This is a genomic window from Jatrophihabitans sp. (assembly GCA_036399055.1).
Taxonomy (GTDB): domain Bacteria; phylum Actinomycetota; class Actinomycetes; order Mycobacteriales; family Jatrophihabitantaceae; genus Jatrophihabitans_A.
This window is the reverse complement of the sequence record DASWNX010000018.1, coordinates 25,608-43,316: the sequence shown is the minus strand read 5'-3', so window position 1 is coordinate 43,316 and position 17,709 is coordinate 25,608. Positions and strand designations below refer to the sequence as shown.

Here is a 17,709-nt window from a genome sequence, read left to right as displayed (position 1 = left end):
GGGCAAGCTCGGCAACGCCGGATCAAGCGCGAGCGTCGGGTCAACCGACTGAAGCGACCTGGGTGACGAGCGAATCGGGCACGTCGTGCATCCACGCGACGTGATCGTGCAATTGCTCCGCCGACATCGCGGCGAGCATGGCGTTTCTGGCTTCGGCCTCGGCGCCGTGCGGGTGCCACAGCCGGGTGCTCTCGCGGGCCGCGAGCTGGATGCGAGCCGTGCGCTGCCGGCGTTCGGCGGTGTACTCCTGAAACCGTTGGGCGAAGTGGTCGCTGGGACACCTCAGCAGGCGACCGAGCAGGACCGCGTCCTCCAGCGCCTGGCAGGCGCCCTGGGCCGTGTAATGAAGCATCGGGTGCGCCGCGTCGCCGAGCAGCGCCACCCGTCCCTCGGCCCAGGTGTCCACCGGGTCGCGGTCCAGCAACGCCCAGGATTTCCAGCCGTCGCCGAGCGCGATCAACCGGCGCACGGTCTCTGACATCAGAGCGAACTCGGCCTGGACGAACTCCGCCGGAACCGGCACTGCGGCCAGCGGTTCGGTCACGCCGTTCTCGCGGCTCGCGGCCAGATTGAGGTAGCGGCCACCGGCGATCGGGTAGTGCACCAGGTGCCGGCCCGGCCCAGCCCACCAGCAGACCGACCTGAGGCGCCGAAGATCGTCGGGCACCTGCTCCATAGCGACCATGCTGCGGTAGACGGTGAGACCCGAGACCCGCGGATCACCGTCGCCGACCAGCTGCCGGCGGATGGCGGAGTGGATGCCGTCCGCGCCGATGACCGCGGCGCCGCGTACTCGCTCACCGGTGCTGAGGACGACGGCGGCGCCCGTCGCGCCCTGCTCATACCCGGTCGCCGCGCAGTCACTGCGTAGCTGGACGTCGGGCGCGGCCGAGCAGGCGTCCAACAGCAGCTGGTGCAGCTCGGCGCGGTGCACGACCAGGTAGGGACTGCCGAATCGCTGCTGGTAGGAGTCGGTGAGCGGCAGGCTGGTGACGTGCTGGTCGCTCAGCCCGTCCATGAAACGGAGCTCGTCCATCTGCATGGCGGTGGCGCGGACCGTCGCGCCCAGGCCCAGCTCGTCCAGGGCGTGAATGCCATTGGGCGCGATCTGGATTCCGGCGCCGATCTCGGCGAACCGCTCGGCCCGTTCCAGGACCAGGACCTCGTGCCCGGCGCTTGCCACGCTCAGCGCGGCCGCCAAGCCGCCGATGCCGCCGCCGACGACGATGATCCGGGCGGCCTCACCGGCGTGACCGGCGGTCACGCGTCCTGGCCCCGGGACGCCAGCATCTTGGCGAGCTCGAGCCGCTTGATCTTGATGGTCGCGGTCTGGGGCAGGTCCTCCAACCGCCACTGCACCGGGTCTGCCATCGGGGGCAGGCCCACCGCTGCCTTGCGCCAGGCGTCAAGGTCCAGGGACTGGTCTCCCTTGACCGACACCACCGGAACGGCCACCCCGTCGGGACCGGCGACGATGACCACTTCCTTCAGCTCCGACAGCTTGCCGAACAACGCGTCCTCGACCGCCAGGGTGCTGCCGAACCCCTCGATCAGGTCGACCTCGCGGTCCAGCAGGTGCACGCAGCCGCACTTGGTGCGGTACCCGACATCGCCCATCCGCCACCAGCCGCCATCAGAGACCTGGCGGTCATAGCGCTCCTGCTCGTCGAGATAGGTCTTTATCCGCCCGTCGCTGCGCACCTCGATGTAGCCCGGGTTCTCCTCCGACGGGGGCATTCCGTTGCGGCTGACCACCCGAACGCCGGTCATGCCCGGAAACGGCATCCCGACGCACCGGCCGTCGTCGCGATCGGAGTGCCGGCGGGTGAACGCCCGGAACAGCGCGGGCCCCACCTCGCTCTGGCCGTAGATCTGGCCGAACATCGGGGCCTTGCGCTCGGTCGCCTTGAGCAGGCGATGGACCGTCCGCGGGTGGATGGCGTCGAAGGTGCTGCTGAAGAACTTGACATTGGCCAGCGGGCGACGTGGGTCATCGGCCATGTCCTCCCACGCCATGAAGGAGTTCGGATGGGCCTCCACGATGCCCGGCCGCAGCTCGGCGAACAGGTCCGCGGCCTTGGCGGGGTCTGAGTCCACCAGCACCAGGATGTGGAAGCCGCGAAGCAGGGAGATGGCCAGTGCGGTGAACAGCCGTGAGTGCACGAACGAGACATGGATGGCGACCGTCTCGCCCTTGCGCAAGAAGGGCGTCACCGCCGCCACCTGCGGCCGGTACCGTGCCTGCAGGGTGCGGCCGGTGTGCACAGCGAGCTTCGGGGTGCCAGTGGTGCCCGAGGTGTGGGTGATCAGCGCAGGCTCGTCCGGCGAGACGGTGACCGCGGCGATCCGCCGGCAGCCGGCCAGCGACCGCAACGTCGTCGCCGACGGGTTTTCCCCCGAGGTGAGAAGCACTTTCTGGGCGAGCTCGAAGACCGTCTCGGGCAGCTCATCAGAAAGCTTGGCCTGATCGGTGACCAGGAACGGCCTGCCGGTGCGACGGATGAGCTCGACCACGGTGTCGCCGTCCAGCATCGGCGAGAGCAGGACCGGAACCGCTCCTATGCGGGAGACGGCGCAGGCCAGCAAAGTGATGTCGAAGCCGTCTGTCTTGTAGACCACCACGCGCTCACCGGTGCGCACGCCCGCGGCCCACAGCCGCGAGGCGACCTCGGCGACCAGGTCGGCGACCTGGGCGATGCTCAGCCGCCGCCCCAGCTCCGGAGCGACGTCGAGTTCGTGATCGAGAGTCATCGTGTTGCCAGGATGCCGAGCTGCGCCGCGGTCGAAGAGCGTTCCCAAGCGAATGCCGGGATTCGCTATGCGCTGTAACAACAAAGTAGTCAAACCTCTCCTCGGTCGACACGTCCAAGCAGACGTGTCTGGCGCACCTGGCGCCGCGGCGTGATGTGCAACCGCTTGGAGTCACTGCCGTTCAAAGGCACTGCCGTTCAGGTCACTCCCGTTCGAGAACGTCCTTGAGCCGGCGCACGGTCTCGCCGAGCTCGCGCTCCAGCTTCGCGCTCCACTCCTTGAAGAACAGCTGCTTGTCTTCCGGCGACATCTCCGACGTGATCTCCCGGATGCCCTCGGTCGGGTCGCCCATCCGGAAGTGGTGGACGAGCAGGCAGCCCTCCGGCGCGGGCTCGAGGTCGAAGCCCCAGACACTCTGCTGCTTGTGACCGGCCTTGTTGCGGATCGCCCATGCGAAGCTGCGGCCAGGCTCGGCGGTGACCACCTCGGAGTCGGTGGTCCACTCTCCGCGCACCACCGGCGCCCAGGCCACCACCTCGGGCGTGCGGAAGTTCTCACCTCGGAACACCGCCCCGACCGTGGCCGGCACGCCGGACACCCAGCTACCGCCGCGGCACTCCGAACTCCACTCGCCGCTGCGGCCGAGGTCGGTGATGACGGCGTACACCTGCTCCGGAGTGCGCGCGACCAGGGTCTCGGCGCGAATCTGGAACAACGGCGCAGCAGAGGGACTTGTGTCGGTCATAGGGCATAGCTTGTAGAGAAAGGCATCCTGAGACCAAAGTCCGGGCAGATGGTCTGTCAAGTCGGTGCGCTCAGCCGGCCTGGGGATCACTGGCGGCGCCGCGCAGCCGGGCGGCCGCCTGAGCCAGCGCGGCGCCCGCGGCCTCGACGAGCAGGTGGACCACCTCGGCAGCGGGCAGCGGCTCGGCGAGGGGGTAGGCCTGGCCGGCCCACAGGTGAACGCCATCGGGGTCACCGTGCTGCCGCGCCGCCACCCGCAGTGGCTGGGTCAGGTGATGCACCTCGGGATAACCGGTCGGCGCATCGCTGGAATGCTCACGCAGGAACCGGTTGACGACGCCTCGTGCGGTGCGGCCGGTGAACGCGCGCGTCAGGGCAGTGGGCGCCACACCGTGCGCGAGCGCCTCGCGATGCACCGCCACGGTCGCCGCCTCCGGACACAGCAGAAAGGCCGTTCCGAGCTGCGCGGCGTCGGCGCCGGCGGCCAGCACGCCGGCGACCGCCTCACCGGTGGCGATGCCCCCGGCGGCCACCAGCGCAAGCTCGCTGCCGACGGATCGGCGCACGAGTTGCAGTAGCGCCAGCAGCCCGACCTCACCGGGCATCTCATCGTCGAACCCGCCTCGGTGACCGCCCGCCTCGACCCCCTGGACCACCAGCGCGTCAGCGCCGGCGGCGGCCGCGACGCCGGCCTCGTCGGCTGTCGTCACCGTCACCCACACCGACGCCCCCGACTCGTGCAGCCGCCTGACATCCGCCGGTGTCGGGCATCCGAAGACGAAGGACACGACCGGAACCTTCTCGGCGCAGAGCAGATCGAGCTTCTCGCCGTAGCGGTCGTCGTCCCAACGCGGCTCACCGAGCGCGGCGCCGGTGCGCTCGGCTTCACCGCGCAGCGTCCGGGCGTACGCCGCGACCCGCGCGGGGTCAGCGCTCGGGCCAGGTGGGGCGAAGACATTGACGCCGAAGGGCAGGCCTTCAGCCAGGAGCGCGCGGAGCTGGACAAGCTCATCGCGGACCGCGTCGACGGTCTTGTAACCGGCGGCGAGGAAACCGAGCCCACCGGCGCCGGACACCGCCGCGGCCAGCGCCGGAGTCGACGGGCCGCCGGCCATCGGAGCTTGGACGATCGGAGAAGGGAGCGTGTCGAGCGTGAAGGTGCCCATGTCGGACAGGATGCCAAACAGCGACGGCCCGGTGCCAGGCGCCGAGGACGTCGCCGAAGGCGAGAACCTGAAGCGCCGCAGGCGAGAACCTGAAGCGCCGCAGGCGAGAACCAGGAGCGGCGCAGGCCCTTGCGTTCAGGGCCTGGGGGGTGGAGCCGCCTTAGGGAATCGAACCCTAGACCTTCTCATTACGAGTGAGACGCTCTGCCGACTGAGCTAAGGCGGCGCACGGCGAACCGCGACCGCAGAAGTCTATCCGCTTCGACGCGGCCGTGAAGACCCAGGCGCCCGCCTGGGCCCGAGGAGCGGCGGGCGCGCCCAGCCGTGCACGTCATGGGGCACACTGCCTAGGCATGAACTGGGGTGACGTTCCAGCCTGGGTGGCGATCGCGGTGTCGCTGGCCGCTGTCGGCCAATCCTGGCGGGCCGAGCGCAGAGCGCGGGAAGCCACAGCAGGCGCCGCGAGTCTTGAGGTCTCCTTGCAACGCATCGCCGACGCGCTGGATCGGTCACGGGCCGGCGCGTCGCCTCAGAGCAGCGCGGCCACCTCCATGCAGCCGCGAGCCTCCTCAGACGGCTCAGCGGCGCCGCTACCGGAGTTCAGCGTCGAGTTCGTGTCCGGGCACGCCTACCGGGTGCGCAACGTCAGCACGGTGCGGGCCACTGGAGTGAGCGTGTCGATCGAGCAGTCGCCTGCAGGCATGGCTCGCGAGCTGCCGGCTGGGGTGGATCTGGCGCCGTTGGCTTCGACCGCCCCCTTCCTGATCATCGACAGCTGGCAGCACCAGGCGCCGGGAGAAGTGCTCGTGACCTGTGACCAGCTGCCCGGACTCGTTCGGGCGCCGCTGCCGCCTCGCCGATAGCCCTTGCCGACCACGCCGCGGTTCGTCCGGCTACGGGGCTTGGTGCTCGGCGGCCGGTGAGGCGTCTGAGCCGCCTGAGGCGCCGCTGCCGGACGGGCTGGCCTGCGCCGAGCCCACGGTGCCGTCACCGTAGAACTCGTCGTGGGCCTTGCGCGAGGAGCACACCGAGGCCATCGCGCAGCTGGTCCGGCGGCCGTCGGCGTTCATCCGGAGCACCAGCGAGTCGGTCGGCACCGAATGCCCCACGACAGTGGCCTCACCTTCGGGGGTGGAGACGCATGATCCGACCGCCGGGGCGTTCTCGGCGAAGTCCTGATAGAGCGGGTGCTCGAACTTCAGGCAGCACATCAGCCGGCCACAGGCCCCGGAGATCCGCAGCGGGTTCAGCGGGAGCTCCTGCTCCTTGGCCATCCGCACCGACACCGGCTCAAAGTCGACCATGAACGTCGAACAGCACAGGTCCCGGCCGCACGAGCCGATGCCCCCGATCACCCGGGCCTCATCGCGCGCCGATAGCTGGCGCAGCTCGACCCGGCCCTTCAGGGTCGCGCCGAGGTCGCGCACCAGCGAGCGGAAGTCGACCCGGTGCGGGGCGGAGAAGTAGACCACCGTGCGGTTGTCGGTCAGCACGTGATCGATCCCGACGATCTTCATGGGCAGGCCGTGGGCGCGGATCAACCGCCTGGCCGCCACCCGCGCCTCAGCGCGTTTCTTGCGGCCGTCGGCCAGCGCGGTGAGGTGCTCTGGCTCTGCCAGCCCGGTCAGCCGGGGCAAGCCGCCGATGTCCTGTGGGCTCCACTGCGGCGCCCACATCACCTGCGCGACCTCGGGGCCCTCGGTCGTGGGGTACAGCACGTAGTCCCCGACCGCCGGCGTCAGCGCGCCGGGATCGGCGTAGTAGAGCCGACCGCGGTCGGTGAAAGTCACCGCACAGATCAGCCCCATGCTGGGAGCCTAATCCCTGCTGGGGTGAATCGGTGCTCTCAGGGACGGCCGCGAGCCGCGGCGGGCGCGTCCGCGTCGCGATCCGAGCGCGCCCGGGATCGACCTCAGGGCAGTCGAAGTGCCGCGGTCAACGCCTCGACGGCGATCTTGGGTTTGACGTTCAGCTCAATGGCCTCCCGGCAGGCCAGCACCTGCTCCAGCCGCACCAGCGCTCCCGCCTGGTCTAGCGAGCGGGCGACCAGCGACACGTCGGAGGCGACCTCGGGGTGCGCGGCCAGCACCGGCGAGCCGGCCTGGGCCAGCAGCACGTCCCGGTAGAAGCTGGCCAGGTCGACCAGGGCGCGGTCCAAAGCATCGCGCTGCAGCCGGGTCGCCCGGGATTTCTGCCGCTTCTCCAGGTCCTTCAGCGCCCCGGCGCTGCCGCGGGCCGCCGCCGTCGCGCCTTTGCCGGTGCCGCCGGCGCCCAGGGCGAGTTTGAGCTCGTCGGCCTCGGACACGTCGAGGTCTCGGGTCAGCGCCCGGGCCTCAGCCTCGGCCGTCTGCACCAGGTGGTCGGCGGCCTCGAAGCAGGCGTTGAGCGAGTTCAGCCGGGCCGGGATCGCCAGCACCTCTGCCCGCCGCTGCCGGGCCTGGTCGTCGCGGGCCAGCCGTCTGGCCCGCCCGACATGGCCCTGAGACGCCTGGGCCGCCCAGCCGGCGGTGACCGGGTCTATCCCGTCGGCGACCAGCACCTCGGCGATCGCCTCGGCCGGCGGGATCCGCAACCCCACCACCCGGCACCTGGACCGGATGGTGACGATCACGTCGTCAGGATGGGTCGAGGGCGCGCACAGCAGGAAGACGGTGCGCTCCGACGGCTCCTCGATCGCCTTCAGCAGGGCGTTGGCCGCGCCTTCGGTGAGCCGGTCGGCGTCCTCGATGACCACCACCTGCCAGCGTCCCAGTGACGGCCGGCGGGCCGCCATCGCCACCACGGCCCGCATCTCGCCGACGCCGATGGACAGCCCCTCGGGCACCACCGAGCGGACATCGGGATGCGAGCCTGCCTGCACCGAATGGCAGGCGCCGCACTCGCCGCAGCCTGGCGCCGCCACTGGATCGGCCGCCAGCAGCTGCTCGGCCCGGTCGCACTGCAGGGCGGCGGCCAGCGCCCGGGCAGCCACCGAGCGGCCGGAGCCGGCCGGGCCGGTGAACAGCCAGGCGTGCGTCACCGCGCCTGCGAGCACCGGACGTCCGGCGACCACATCGGCAGCCGCCCGGGCCGTCCGGGACAGCTCGGTGACGGCGCCTCGCTGGCCGATCAGCGCGTCGAACACGCTCACTTGGGCGCCTCCGCCACATCGGATGAGCCGAGCCGGGCCTCGGCGGCGGCGCTGGCTGCCCCCGCCGACGCGACCGGCGCGGGCAGCACCGCAAGCACCCTGGCGCCGATGTCGGCCGCCAGCTCGGTGATCGGGCGGCTGCCGTCGAGCACCAGGTAGCGGTTCGGGTCCGACTCGGCCAAGGACAGGAAAGCGGCCCGCACCCGGTCGTGGAATTCCACGGCTTCGCGCTCCAGCCGGTCCAGGCCACCGCTGTCGGCGCCGGCCTGCCGGCGGCGCACCCGCGCCAGCCCGATCTCGGCCGGAACGTCGAGCAGCACCGTCAGGTCCGGCACCAGCTCCTCGGTGGCCCACCGCGACAGCCGTTTGACCTCGTCCATGGCCAGCGTCCGGCCGGCGCCCTGGTAGGCCAGCGACGAGTCGACGAACCGGTCGGTGATCACCACCTCGCCGCGGTCCAACGCCGGCCGGATCACCGTGGCGACGTGCTGGGCCCGGTCGGCTGCGAACAGCAGCGCCTCGGCGCGTGGCGCGATCGGCTCGTCGCTGTCGAGCAGCAGCCGGCGGATCTGCCGGCCCAAGACGGTGGCGCCCGGTTCATGGGTGACCACCACAGCGCGCCCGGTAGCCCCGATCGCCTCAGCCAGCAGCGTGATCTGGCTGGACTTGCCGGCGCCCTCACCGCCCTCGAAGGCGATCAGCACCCCGCCGGACTGCAGCCGCCGCCGGCCCGAGGAGTCCCGGCGCAGCGCGGTCACCAGGTCGGCCAGCACCGGCACCGCGCTTCGCTGGTCCATCAACCGGTAGGCCAGCACGCCGGCCGTCACCGCCAGCACCCCGGCTCCCAGTAGCACGATCCGGGTGCCGTCGACGGTCTCGGAGGTGCCGGGCAGCCGCCGCTGGCCGATGGTGCCCACCAGCACCGGCACCGCCGCCAGCGCCAGGATCATCACCACCCGCACCATGGACTGGATGAAGGCGAAGACCCGGCCCCGCATCTCGTCGGAGATCTCCGACCCCAGCAGCGTGATGCCGGCCAGGTACCCGACGCCTGCCCCGAAGCCGACCCCCAGGACCGTGATCATCGCCAGCACGACGTGGGGCATGAGGGCCATCAGCGCCAGGCAACTGCCGGCCAGCACGATGGCCAGGCCGAACAGCCGTCGCCGGGACACCTCGCGGGCCACCCGCGGGCCCAGCGCCATGCCCAGGCCCAGCCCCACGAACACCGTTCCGAACAGCACTCCGTAGGCCGCGTCGCCACCGCCGAGGCTCCGGACGTAGGTCTTGCCCGCTCCGATAACCGCCCCACCGGCCGCGAACGCGCCGAGGATGCCCAGGATCAGCCCCCGCAGCAGGTCGGTCGTCCGGACGAACTGAGCGCCCTCTGCCAGCATCGCCCAGAGGCTGGGCTGGCTCTCCGCCCGTCCGGCGCCGCGCGAGCCGGAGAGCTGTTTGATGAAGAACAATGTCAGCGCGCTGACCCCGAAAGTGGCGGCGTTGAAGTACAGCGCCAGATCGACCTGGTGGGTTCCGAAGAAGCTGAACCGGCCGGCGAAGGCCGTCGAGATCAGCGCCAGCAGGCTGAACAGGGCAGCGGCCAGCACCGGAGTGAGCCCGTAGGTGGTGATCAGGCTCAGCTGGTTCGCCGACTCCAGCTGGTCACGGCGCACCAGGTTCGGCACCGAGGCGTCCTTGGCAGGATTCCAGAACAAGCCGATGCACTCGATCAGGAAGGTCGCCGCGAACAGCACCGGCAGCGTCGAGAAGATCGGGATCGCCACGAACAGCAAGCACCGCAGCAGGTCGGTGATGACCATCGTGTAGCGCCGGTCGAACCGGTCGGCGAAGGCGCCCGCGAGCGGGCCGAGGATGACAGAGGGCAGCAACCGGACGACCAGCACGCCGCCGAGGGCGTAGTTCTGAGCCTGGTAGCCGGTGGCGAGCTGGGTGGCCAGCGCGGTGGTGGCCAGCAGGCCCAGCCAGTCGCCGAGGCTGGACAGCCCGGTGCAGTACCAGAGCCGGCGGAAGGCGGTGTTTCTCAGGACGCCCCTGATCGCGCCGGAGCCCGACACCATCGCCGTGGCGTCACGGTTGGGGCCGGTGGCGTCACCGGCAGTGGCGGCTGGTTCGGCTGAGATGGCTCACTCCTGGTCGTCACTGGTGCTCGGCGGGCCTCAGCCTATCGGCCCGGCCCTCTCGTGCCGCTGGAGAGCCGGGCCCGCTCAGCTATCGCTCAGCGTGTGCAGCAGCCGGCGCAGGCCAGCGGCCAGCGACCTGCGTTGAGCCTCGGACAGCCCGCTGAGCAATGCCTGCTCAGAGGACAGCAGCGCCTGGAAGGCAGCGTCGACCCGGCGCCTGCCGAGCGCGGTCAGCTGGATCAGCGACTGCCGGCCGTCCTCGGGGTGGCCCCGCCGGGTGATCAGGTTGCGCTCGGCCAGCCGGTCCAGCCGGTTGGTCATGGTGCCCGAGGTGACGTGGGTGGCCTCGATCAGCTGGCCGGGGGTGCGCTCGTAGGGCCGGCCGGACCGGCGTAGCGCGGCGAGCACATCGAACTCGTGACTGGCCAGGCCGTGCTCGGCGAAGGCCTGCGCGCGCCGTTCGTCGAGCAACTGGGCCAACCGGCCGATCCGGCTCAGGATGTGCAAGGGCGCGACGTCCAGGTCAGGACGCTCGGCCAGCCACGCCGCGGCGATCAGGTCCACTTCGTCAGCCATAGCGGCAGCCTAGCAATATATCTTGACATCAAGGGATAGTCTCTTGATATCAAGATGTCTATGCCGATGAGAGAGTGGGTAGCCGATGCGATGGGATCCGGCTCAGTACGCGATGTTCAGCGATGAGCGCAGCCGGCCGTTCTTCGACCTGACCGGTCAGATCCACGCCGAGCAGCCTGCCGAGGTGGTCGATCTGGGCTGCGGCGCCGGTGAGCTGACCGCCGCCCTGGCCCGGCGCTGGCCGTCCGCGACCGTCCGCGGCCTGGACGCCTCGCCGGAGATGATCGAGCGCGCCGGGGAGTTCGCGGGCGGCCGGCTGAGCTTCGGCCTGGCCGACGCCGCCGACTTCGACGCCAGCGGGGTGGACGTGCTAATCAGCAACGCCCTGCTGCAGTGGGTTCCCGAGCACCAGGCGCTGCTGCGCCGGTGGGCGGGCGAGCTCAACGCCGGCGGCTGGCTGGCCTTTCAGGCGCCGGCCAACTTCGGCTCGCCGTCACACCGGCTGATGCGCGAGCTGGCGGGCTCGGACCGCTGGCGCGGCAGGCTGGCCGGCGTGCTGCGCCACGACGTGGTCGCCGAGCCGGCCGAGTACCTGGAGCTGCTGGCCGAGGCCGGGCTGCGGGTCAACGCCTGGCAGACGTCCTACCTGCACGTGCTCTCCGGGCCAGACCCGGTGCTGGACTGGGTCCGCGGCACCGGCCTGCGGCCCGTGCTGCAGGCGTTGGGCGACGGCGAGGCGGCCGAGTTCGAGGGCGAGTACGCCGCGCTGCTGCGCCAGGCCTACCCGGCCCAGCCGTTCGGCACGGTGTTTCCGTTTCTGCGGACGTTCGTCGTGGCACACAAGCCCGCGGCGGAGCGGAAGGCCTGATCGTGATTCTGGGAATCGATCACGTGCAGGTGGCCATCCCGGCCGGCGGCGAGGACGCGGCCCGGGCGTTCTACGGCTCGCTGCTGGGGATGACCGAGGTTCAGAAGCCGGCGGCGCTGGCCGGCCGAGGTGGCTGCTGGCTCCGTTCCGGCGCCGCCGTGCTGCACCTGGGCGTCGAGGAGCCGTTCAGCCCGGCCCGCAAGGCGCACCCGGCATTCGGAGTCGCCCAGCTGGACGCGCTGTGTGACTCGCTGTCAGCGGCCGGCCATCACTGCGTGCCGGCCGACGGCGAGATACCGGGCGTCCGCCGGTTCCACACCTTCGACCCGTTCGGCAACCGGATCGAGTTCCAGCAGGCCTGAGCGTGGCTGCCCGGTTGCTGCCGGTTAAGTCCAGCATGATTGCGGAATGTCTGATGAGCCGGCGAATGACGAGGAGCGATGGCTAGCGGCCGAGGTTGCCGCAGGCCGACTCGCAGACTTCACGGGTCGTCCCGGCGGTGGGGGTGAGCTGGTCAAGATACGCGGCGAGTTCCTTCGCTCGCTAGCGCTGTCCGCCACCCGCCCGGCTGGTATAGGTGTTCGCGGTGCTCGCATCACCGGAACCTTGGACCTTCGGTTATGCCAGCTATCGGGCCCACTCGTGCTGCGAAATTGTGTATTCGTCGAGCTGCTCGATCTCAGTAAGGCGTTGCTCGTAGACGTCGATCTGTCCGGCAGTCAGATGCCCGGCCTGAACGCTGCTGGCGCAGATATTCGACATGGTGTGATCCTGCGGTCGGTGGCAATAGATGGTCCGACGGAGTTGGGCAGCATAACCATCGGCGGCACCCTGAGTCTCACTGGCGGCACTTTCACCAACCCTAACGGCGACGCAATCAGCGCCGACGGCGCACACATCAAAGGCGCTGTGTTCTGCCGAGCCGGATTCCACGCCGAGGGCGAAGTCCGCCTGATCGGCGCCACCATCGGCGGCCAACTCAACCTCACCGGCGGCACCTTCACCAACCCCGGCGGGTACGCGATCAGCGCCGACCAGGCACACATCAGAAGCGGCGTCTTCTGCCAAGCCGACTTTCACGCCGAGGGCGGAGTCACCTTTCACGGCACTACGATCGACGGCCAACTCGATCTCACCGGCGGCACCTTCACCAACCCCAACGGCAACGCAATCAGCGCCGAGGGCGCACACATCAAAGGAAGCATATTCTGCGGAGCTGGATTCCACGCCAAAGGCGAAGTCCGCCTGCTCGGCGTCACCATCGGTGGCCAACTCAACCTCACCGGCGGCACCTTCACCAATCCCGACAACGACGCGATCAAAGCCGATCAGGCACACATCAAGGGCGGCGTGTTCTGCGGAGCCGGGTTCCACGCCGAAGGCGAAGTCCGCCTGCTCGGCGTCACCATCGGCGGCCAACTCAGTCTCAGCGGCGGCGCCTTCACCAATCCCAACGGCCGCGCGATCAGCGCAGACGGCGCCCACGTCACAGGAGACGTGTTCTGCAGAGCCGGATTCAAGGCAGATGGCGAAGTCCGCTTACCCGGCGCCACCATCGGCGGCCAACTCGCACTCACCGGCGGCACCTTCACCAACCCGCACGGAAATGCGATCAACGCGGAACGCGCAACCATTGGCACCCTTGTCCTAAACAATAGTAAGTCGACAGGACGAATTGTCCTGCTCGGTGCCCACACGGGTTATCTCTCTGACGACCTAAACAGTTGGCATCAACTCTCCTCGGCCTCATTACTGGACTTCACCTACGACCGGGTTATCACCCAGGGCTGGTCGACAAAGGATCGATTGCTGTGGTTGCAGAAAGACCCGGAATACCGGGCTCAGCCGTACGAGCAGCTTGCCCAGACGCTGCGAGCCCAAGGCCACGAGCGCGAGGCGCGCCAGGTCATGGTGGCCAGGAACCGCCGCCGGAGAAAGCAACAGACCTGGTACCGCAAGATTCCGGAGTACCTGTTCGACTGGCTGCTCGTCTACGGTTACCACCCGCTGCAGCGGACACTTCCCGCACTGGGGTTGCTCTACGCGTTAGGCCTGTTTCTGTTTTTCTCAGCTCAGCATAATCACGCGATCATCGCCACCCGGGCTGCGATACACCAGTCGGCAACGACCTCGGGAACCACCGCAGGCGGTGTGGCCACCTCGCCGCCGACCGCGGCGGGACAACCACGTCCGGTCACTGCGACCGCCACCTGCCCATCCGACTACCCGTGCTTTTCACCGTGGGCCTTCACGGCTGACGCCCTGATCCCGCTCGTCAACACCCACCAGACCGACTTCTGGGCCGTGTCCGGTTCTCAAAAGATTGGCTTCTGGGCGATTCTCTACAGCTGGCTGGCCGCTCCCCTGGGTTGGCTGCTCACCACCGCTGCTGCTCTCGGATTCACCGGGCTGATCCGCCGCGACTGAGCCGCCGCCGACAGGCTCAGCCGCCGGGGCGCAGCCGGCCCCTCGTCAGGTCCACCAGGGTAAGCCGGTTGCCGAACGGATCGCTCACCACGGCGACCTTGCCCACCGCGATGTCATCCGGTCCCGAGACCACCGTGCCGCCGGCCCGCGTGATCACCGCGACCGCGTCGTCGACGTCCTCGACCAGCAGGTCGGTCTCGGGGTCGACGTCGAGCGCGAGGACCAGCTCGGTCTCGGAGTCGCCGAACCCCAGCGCCACCATCGTCTCGGTGCGCCAGAGCAGCTCGTGGCCCAGCGCGTCGTGATAGAAGGCAAGCCCTTCCTCAAGCGAGGGCACCCGCACCACGACGGCGTCCACGGCCCGGAACAACGGCTCCGGCGGCTGCCCGGTCATGCCGATCCGGTCCGGCCGGCAGGTCGCGCGCCGCCGGTCTCGCTCGCCACGATCTTCGCCACGGCCCACAGGTAGCGGCGGTTGATCAGCCACGCCCCCACCCGAGCCAGCGGGCCGGCAAGGCGGATCAGCAGCTTGTTCGGGCGGGCGAAGGACTCCACTGTCACCAGCACCCGGTCATCGGCGTCCCAGTCCACCATGAAGCTCTCCTCGCCCTCTTCGGGGTGGTCGGGCCGGGTGCGGTAACGAAAGCCGCGCCGGCGCGGCTCGTCCAGCACCGAGATCACGTCGCAGGAGCCGCGCATCGCCACCGGGCCGACGCCGAAGCGCAGCCGGACCACGTCACCGACCCGCACCGTGTCGGTCGGCATGGTCATCTTGACGCCGGCCTTGCGGTGCATCCGCAGGCTGAGCACTGCCCGGGACGCCGACTCGAAGGCCGCCGAGCCGTGCCCGACCGGGCCGGAGAGCTTCATGCGGTGATAGCGGGAGGCCACGCTTCCAGTGTGCCGCACGCCCGTCCCGGTCGGGCCGTTCCACGCCTTCCCGGGCCTACCAAGCGGGTCAGGTCGGCTCCGCGCCTGCCGCCACGGGCGCCTTCTTGGCGGCGGCCTTGGTGGCAGGAGTCTTGGCAGCCTTCTTGGCGACCGTCTTCTTCGCGGCCGCCTTCTTGGCCGGCGTCTTCTTCGCGGCCGTCCGCTTGGCGGCCTTCTTCACCGGCCCGCGAGCCCGCCGGTCGGCCAGCAGCTCAGAGGCCCGCTCGTCGGTGAGCGCCTCGACCGAGTCGTCGCGGCGCAACGAGGCGTTGGTCTCGCCGTCGGTGACGTAGGGCCCGAACCGGCCGTCCTTGACCACCATCGGCTTCTGCGAGACCGGGTCGACCCCGAGCTCCTTCAGCGGTGGCGCGGCGGCGGCCCGGCGGCCCCGCAGCTTGGGCTGGGCGAAGATCGCCAGCGCCTCGTCCAGGGTGACGGTGAACAGCTGCTCCTCCGACTCCAGGGACCGGGAGTCCGTGCCGCGCTTGATGTAGGGGCCGTAGCGGCCGTTCTGGGCGGTGATCTCGGCGGCCTTGCGGTCCTCGGCCGTCGGGTCGATCCCCACCACCCGGGGCAGGGTCAGCAGCTTGGCGGCGTCCTCGACGGTCAGGGTGTCCAACGACATCGTCTTGAACAGCGACGCGGTCCGCTCACCGTCGGTGACGTAGGGCCCGAACCGGCCGTTCTTGCCGGTGATCTCACGACCGGTCTCGGGATCGACCCCGATCTCGAAGTCACCCGACGGCGCAGACAGCAGCTCCTCGACCTTCTCCGGCGTCAGCTCGTCCGGCGCCAGGTCCTCAGGGACCGAGGCGCGGCGCTCGGACTCCGCGCCGCCCTGCTGCACGTAGGGCCCGTAGCGCCCGACCCGCACCACGATGTCGCTGTCGGGTCCGAACAGCTGGAGCGAGTTGACGCCACGGGCGTCGATGTCTTCCAGGCGCTCGGCGATCAGCTTCTTCAACCCGCCCTGAGAGGAGATCCGGCCGTCGTCGACGCCCTTCTCGGCCTGCCTCTCAGCCTCGTTGGCGCCGAAGTAGAACCTGCGCAGCCAGTCGACCCGCGACGTGGCGCCGCCGGCGATCGAGTCCAGGTCGTTCTCGACGGAGGCGGTGAAGCCGTAGTCCACCAGCCGGGCGAAGTGCCCCTCAAGCAGGCCGACCACCGCGAAGGCCACCCAGGACGGCACCAGCGCGGCGCCCTTCTTCCAGACGTAGCCGCGGTCCTGGATCGTCTGCATGATCGAGGCGTAGGTGGACGGCCGGCCGATCCCGAGCTCCTCCATCGCCTTCACCAGCGACGCCTCGGTGTAGCGCGACGGCGGGCTGGTCGAGTGCCCGGTCGGCTCCAGCGAGCGCACCCCGAGCCCGTCGCCGCGGTCCAGTTGCGGCAGCCGCTTCTCGCTGTCGTCACGGCCGGACTCCGCCGAGCCGCCAGCGGAAGCAGAGGAGTCGACTGTCTCATCCTGGTCCTCGACGTAGGCCCGCAGGAACCCTGGGAAGGTGATGGTCCGCCCGGAGGTGGCGAACTCGGCCCGCTCCCCGGCCACCGAGGACCCGGCCAGCCGGATCGACATGGTGGTGCCGACCGCGTCGGACATCTGCGAGGCCAGGGTGCGCTGCCAGATCAGCTCGTAGAGGCGGAACTCGTCCGAAGACAGCGCCGAGGCCAGCTGGCCGGGAGTGCGGAAGGAGTCGCCGGCCGGCCGGATGGCCTCGTGCGCCTCCTGGGCGTTCTTGACCTTGCGGCTGTAGTGGCGCGGCTCGGCCGGGACGTAGGCGTCGCCGTAGAGGTCGCGGGCCTGGGAGCGGGCCGCCGTCAACGCCGTCTCGGACAGGTTCGTCGAGTCGGTGCGCATGTAGGTGATGTAGCCGTTCTCGTACAGCCGCTGGGCCACCCGCATGGTGACCTGGGAGGACCAGCGCAGCTTGCGGCCGGCCTCCTGCTGCAGCGTCGAGGTCATGAACGGCGGGTAGGGCCGGCGCCGGTAGGGCTTCTCCTCGACCCGGGTCACCGAGAAGTCGACGCCTGCCAGCCGGGCTGCCAGGCCACGGGCGCCGGACTCGTCCAGGTGCAGCACCTCGCTGGAGGCGCGACCGGTCGCGGGGTCGAAGTCCTTGCCGGTGGCGATCCGCTCGTCGTCCAGGGCCACCAGGGTGGCGCTGAAATGCTCGGGATCGCCATCCTTGCGCACAGCGGGAGTGAAGGAGCCTTCGATGTCCCAGTAGTTCGCGGTGTGAAAGGCCATCCGCTGCCGCTCGCGCTCGACCACGATCCTGGTGGCCACCGACTGCACCCGGCCGGCCGACAGCCGCGGCAGCACCTTCTTCCACAGCACCGGTGACACTTCGTAGCCATAAAGCCGGTCCAGGATCCGGCGGGTCTCCTGAGCGTCGACCAGGTGGGCGTCGATGTCGCGCGGCTCGGCCACCGCCCGGGCGATCGCGGCCGGGGTGATCTCGTGGAACACCATCCGGCGGACCGGGACGGTGGGCTTGAGGGTCTGCACCAGGTGCCAGGCGATCGCCTCGCCCTCGCGGTCCTCATCAGTGGCCAGGTAGATCTCGTCGGCGTCCTTGACCAGGGCCTTGAGCTTGCTGACCTGCTGCTTGCGGTCGGGGCTGATCACGTACAGCGGCTCGAAATCGGCTTCGGTGTTGACGCCCAGCCTGGCCCACGGCTGACCCTTGTAGGCGGCCGGCACATCAGCGGCGTTGCGGGGCAGGTCCCTGATATGGCCTATGGACGCCTCGACGGTGTACCCCGGGCCGAGGTAACCGCCGATCGTCTTCGCCTTCGCAGGGGACTCCACGATCACCAGCTTGTTGCCGGTGCCCGCCTTCTTCCCGCGTGCCTGTGCCACCGCTTCTCCTGTCTGTGATCACTTACGGTGATCGCGTCTGTGATCACTTACGGTGATCGGGGTACTGCCACCATGGTGCACGGTGCTGCGGCGGACGGTACCCCACCCGTGCC

At 70.0% G+C, this 17,709-nt stretch carries 15 protein-coding genes and 1 tRNA gene; 4 read left to right on the top strand and 12 right to left on the bottom strand.

Annotated features, from left to right (window positions below):
- Positions 1-40 precede the first annotated feature (40 nt).
- The 5 genes from VGB75_06940 to VGB75_06920 all read right to left on the bottom strand — a co-directional run bounded on the left by VGB75_06940 (position 41) and on the right by VGB75_06920 (position 4,887).
- Positions 41-1,264, bottom strand: a complete 1,224-nt coding sequence (locus VGB75_06940) for an FAD-dependent monooxygenase (protein HEY0166762.1) — start codon at positions 1,262-1,264, stop codon at positions 41-43.
- The gene (locus VGB75_06935) at positions 1,261-2,799 is read right to left on the bottom strand and encodes a class I adenylate-forming enzyme family protein (GenBank protein ID HEY0166761.1); all 1,539 of its coding nucleotides are present in this window, start codon (positions 2,797-2,799) and stop codon (positions 1,261-1,263) included. The genes VGB75_06940 and VGB75_06935 overlap by 4 nt, the downstream gene beginning before the upstream one ends.
- Before the next feature lie 154 nt (positions 2,800-2,953).
- Entirely contained in the window at positions 2,954-3,496 is a 543-nt protein-coding gene (locus VGB75_06930) for an SRPBCC family protein (GenBank protein ID HEY0166760.1), read from the bottom strand.
- Between the two features lie 70 nt (positions 3,497-3,566).
- Complete coding sequence (locus VGB75_06925) at positions 3,567-4,661, bottom strand: nitronate monooxygenase (protein ID HEY0166759.1); 1,095 nt, start codon at positions 4,659-4,661, stop codon at positions 3,567-3,569.
- 150 nt (positions 4,662-4,811) lie between these two features.
- A tRNA-Thr gene (locus tag VGB75_06920) sits at positions 4,812-4,887 on the bottom strand.
- A 127-nt stretch (positions 4,888-5,014) separates the two neighbouring features.
- Here VGB75_06920 and VGB75_06915 point away from each other — a divergent pair.
- Complete coding sequence (locus VGB75_06915; protein HEY0166758.1) at positions 5,015-5,524, top strand: hypothetical protein; 510 nt, start codon at positions 5,015-5,017, stop codon at positions 5,522-5,524.
- A 30-nt stretch (positions 5,525-5,554) separates the two neighbouring features.
- On the opposite strand, the gene ricT is transcribed toward VGB75_06915, so the two are convergent.
- The 4 genes from ricT to VGB75_06895 all read right to left on the bottom strand — a co-directional run bounded on the left by ricT (position 5,555) and on the right by VGB75_06895 (position 10,508).
- Positions 5,555-6,469, bottom strand: coding sequence for a regulatory iron-sulfur-containing complex subunit RicT (gene ricT / locus VGB75_06910; GenBank protein HEY0166757.1), 915 nt, complete (start codon positions 6,467-6,469; stop codon positions 5,555-5,557).
- 104 nt (positions 6,470-6,573) lie between these two features.
- The gene (locus tag VGB75_06905) at positions 6,574-7,791 is read right to left on the bottom strand and encodes a DNA polymerase III subunit delta' (GenBank protein HEY0166756.1); all 1,218 of its coding nucleotides are present in this window, start codon (positions 7,789-7,791) and stop codon (positions 6,574-6,576) included.
- On the bottom strand, positions 7,788-9,869 hold the full coding sequence (gene tmk / locus VGB75_06900; GenBank protein ID HEY0166755.1) for a dTMP kinase: 2,082 nt from the start codon (positions 9,867-9,869) through the stop codon (positions 7,788-7,790). Before tmk ends, VGB75_06905 begins: the two co-directional genes overlap by 4 nt.
- 147 nt (positions 9,870-10,016) lie before the next feature.
- Positions 10,017-10,508, bottom strand: coding sequence for a MarR family transcriptional regulator (locus VGB75_06895; protein ID HEY0166754.1), 492 nt, complete (start codon positions 10,506-10,508; stop codon positions 10,017-10,019).
- 85 nt (positions 10,509-10,593) lie between these two features.
- Here VGB75_06895 and VGB75_06890 point away from each other — a divergent pair, with 85 nt between their 5' ends.
- The 3 genes from VGB75_06890 to VGB75_06880 are packed head-to-tail and all read left to right on the top strand — an operon-like array spanning position 10,594 to position 13,803.
- A complete protein-coding gene (locus tag VGB75_06890) occupies positions 10,594-11,376 on the top strand; it encodes a methyltransferase domain-containing protein (GenBank protein ID HEY0166753.1) in 783 nt (260 codons plus the stop codon).
- Between the two features lie 2 nt (positions 11,377-11,378).
- Positions 11,379-11,738, top strand: a complete 360-nt coding sequence (locus VGB75_06885) for a VOC family protein (protein HEY0166752.1) — start codon at positions 11,379-11,381, stop codon at positions 11,736-11,738.
- Between the two features lie 46 nt (positions 11,739-11,784).
- A complete protein-coding gene (locus VGB75_06880) occupies positions 11,785-13,803 on the top strand; it encodes a hypothetical protein (GenBank protein HEY0166751.1) in 2,019 nt (672 codons plus the stop codon).
- A gap of 16 nt (positions 13,804-13,819) precedes the next feature.
- On the opposite strand, the gene VGB75_06875 is transcribed toward VGB75_06880, so the two are convergent.
- The 3 genes from VGB75_06875 to topA form a co-directional block, all read right to left on the bottom strand.
- The gene (locus VGB75_06875) at positions 13,820-14,197 is read right to left on the bottom strand and encodes a VOC family protein (GenBank protein HEY0166750.1); all 378 of its coding nucleotides are present in this window, start codon (positions 14,195-14,197) and stop codon (positions 13,820-13,822) included.
- A complete protein-coding gene (locus tag VGB75_06870; protein HEY0166749.1) occupies positions 14,194-14,694 on the bottom strand; it encodes a DUF1990 domain-containing protein in 501 nt (166 codons plus the stop codon). The genes VGB75_06875 and VGB75_06870 overlap by 4 nt, the downstream gene beginning before the upstream one ends.
- Positions 14,695-14,761: 67 nt before the next feature.
- Positions 14,762-17,596 carry a type I DNA topoisomerase gene (topA, locus tag VGB75_06865; protein HEY0166748.1) on the bottom strand — a complete coding sequence of 945 codons (2,835 nt, stop codon included), beginning with the start codon at positions 17,594-17,596 and terminating at the stop codon, positions 14,762-14,764.
- Positions 17,597-17,709: the final 113 nt, after the last annotated feature.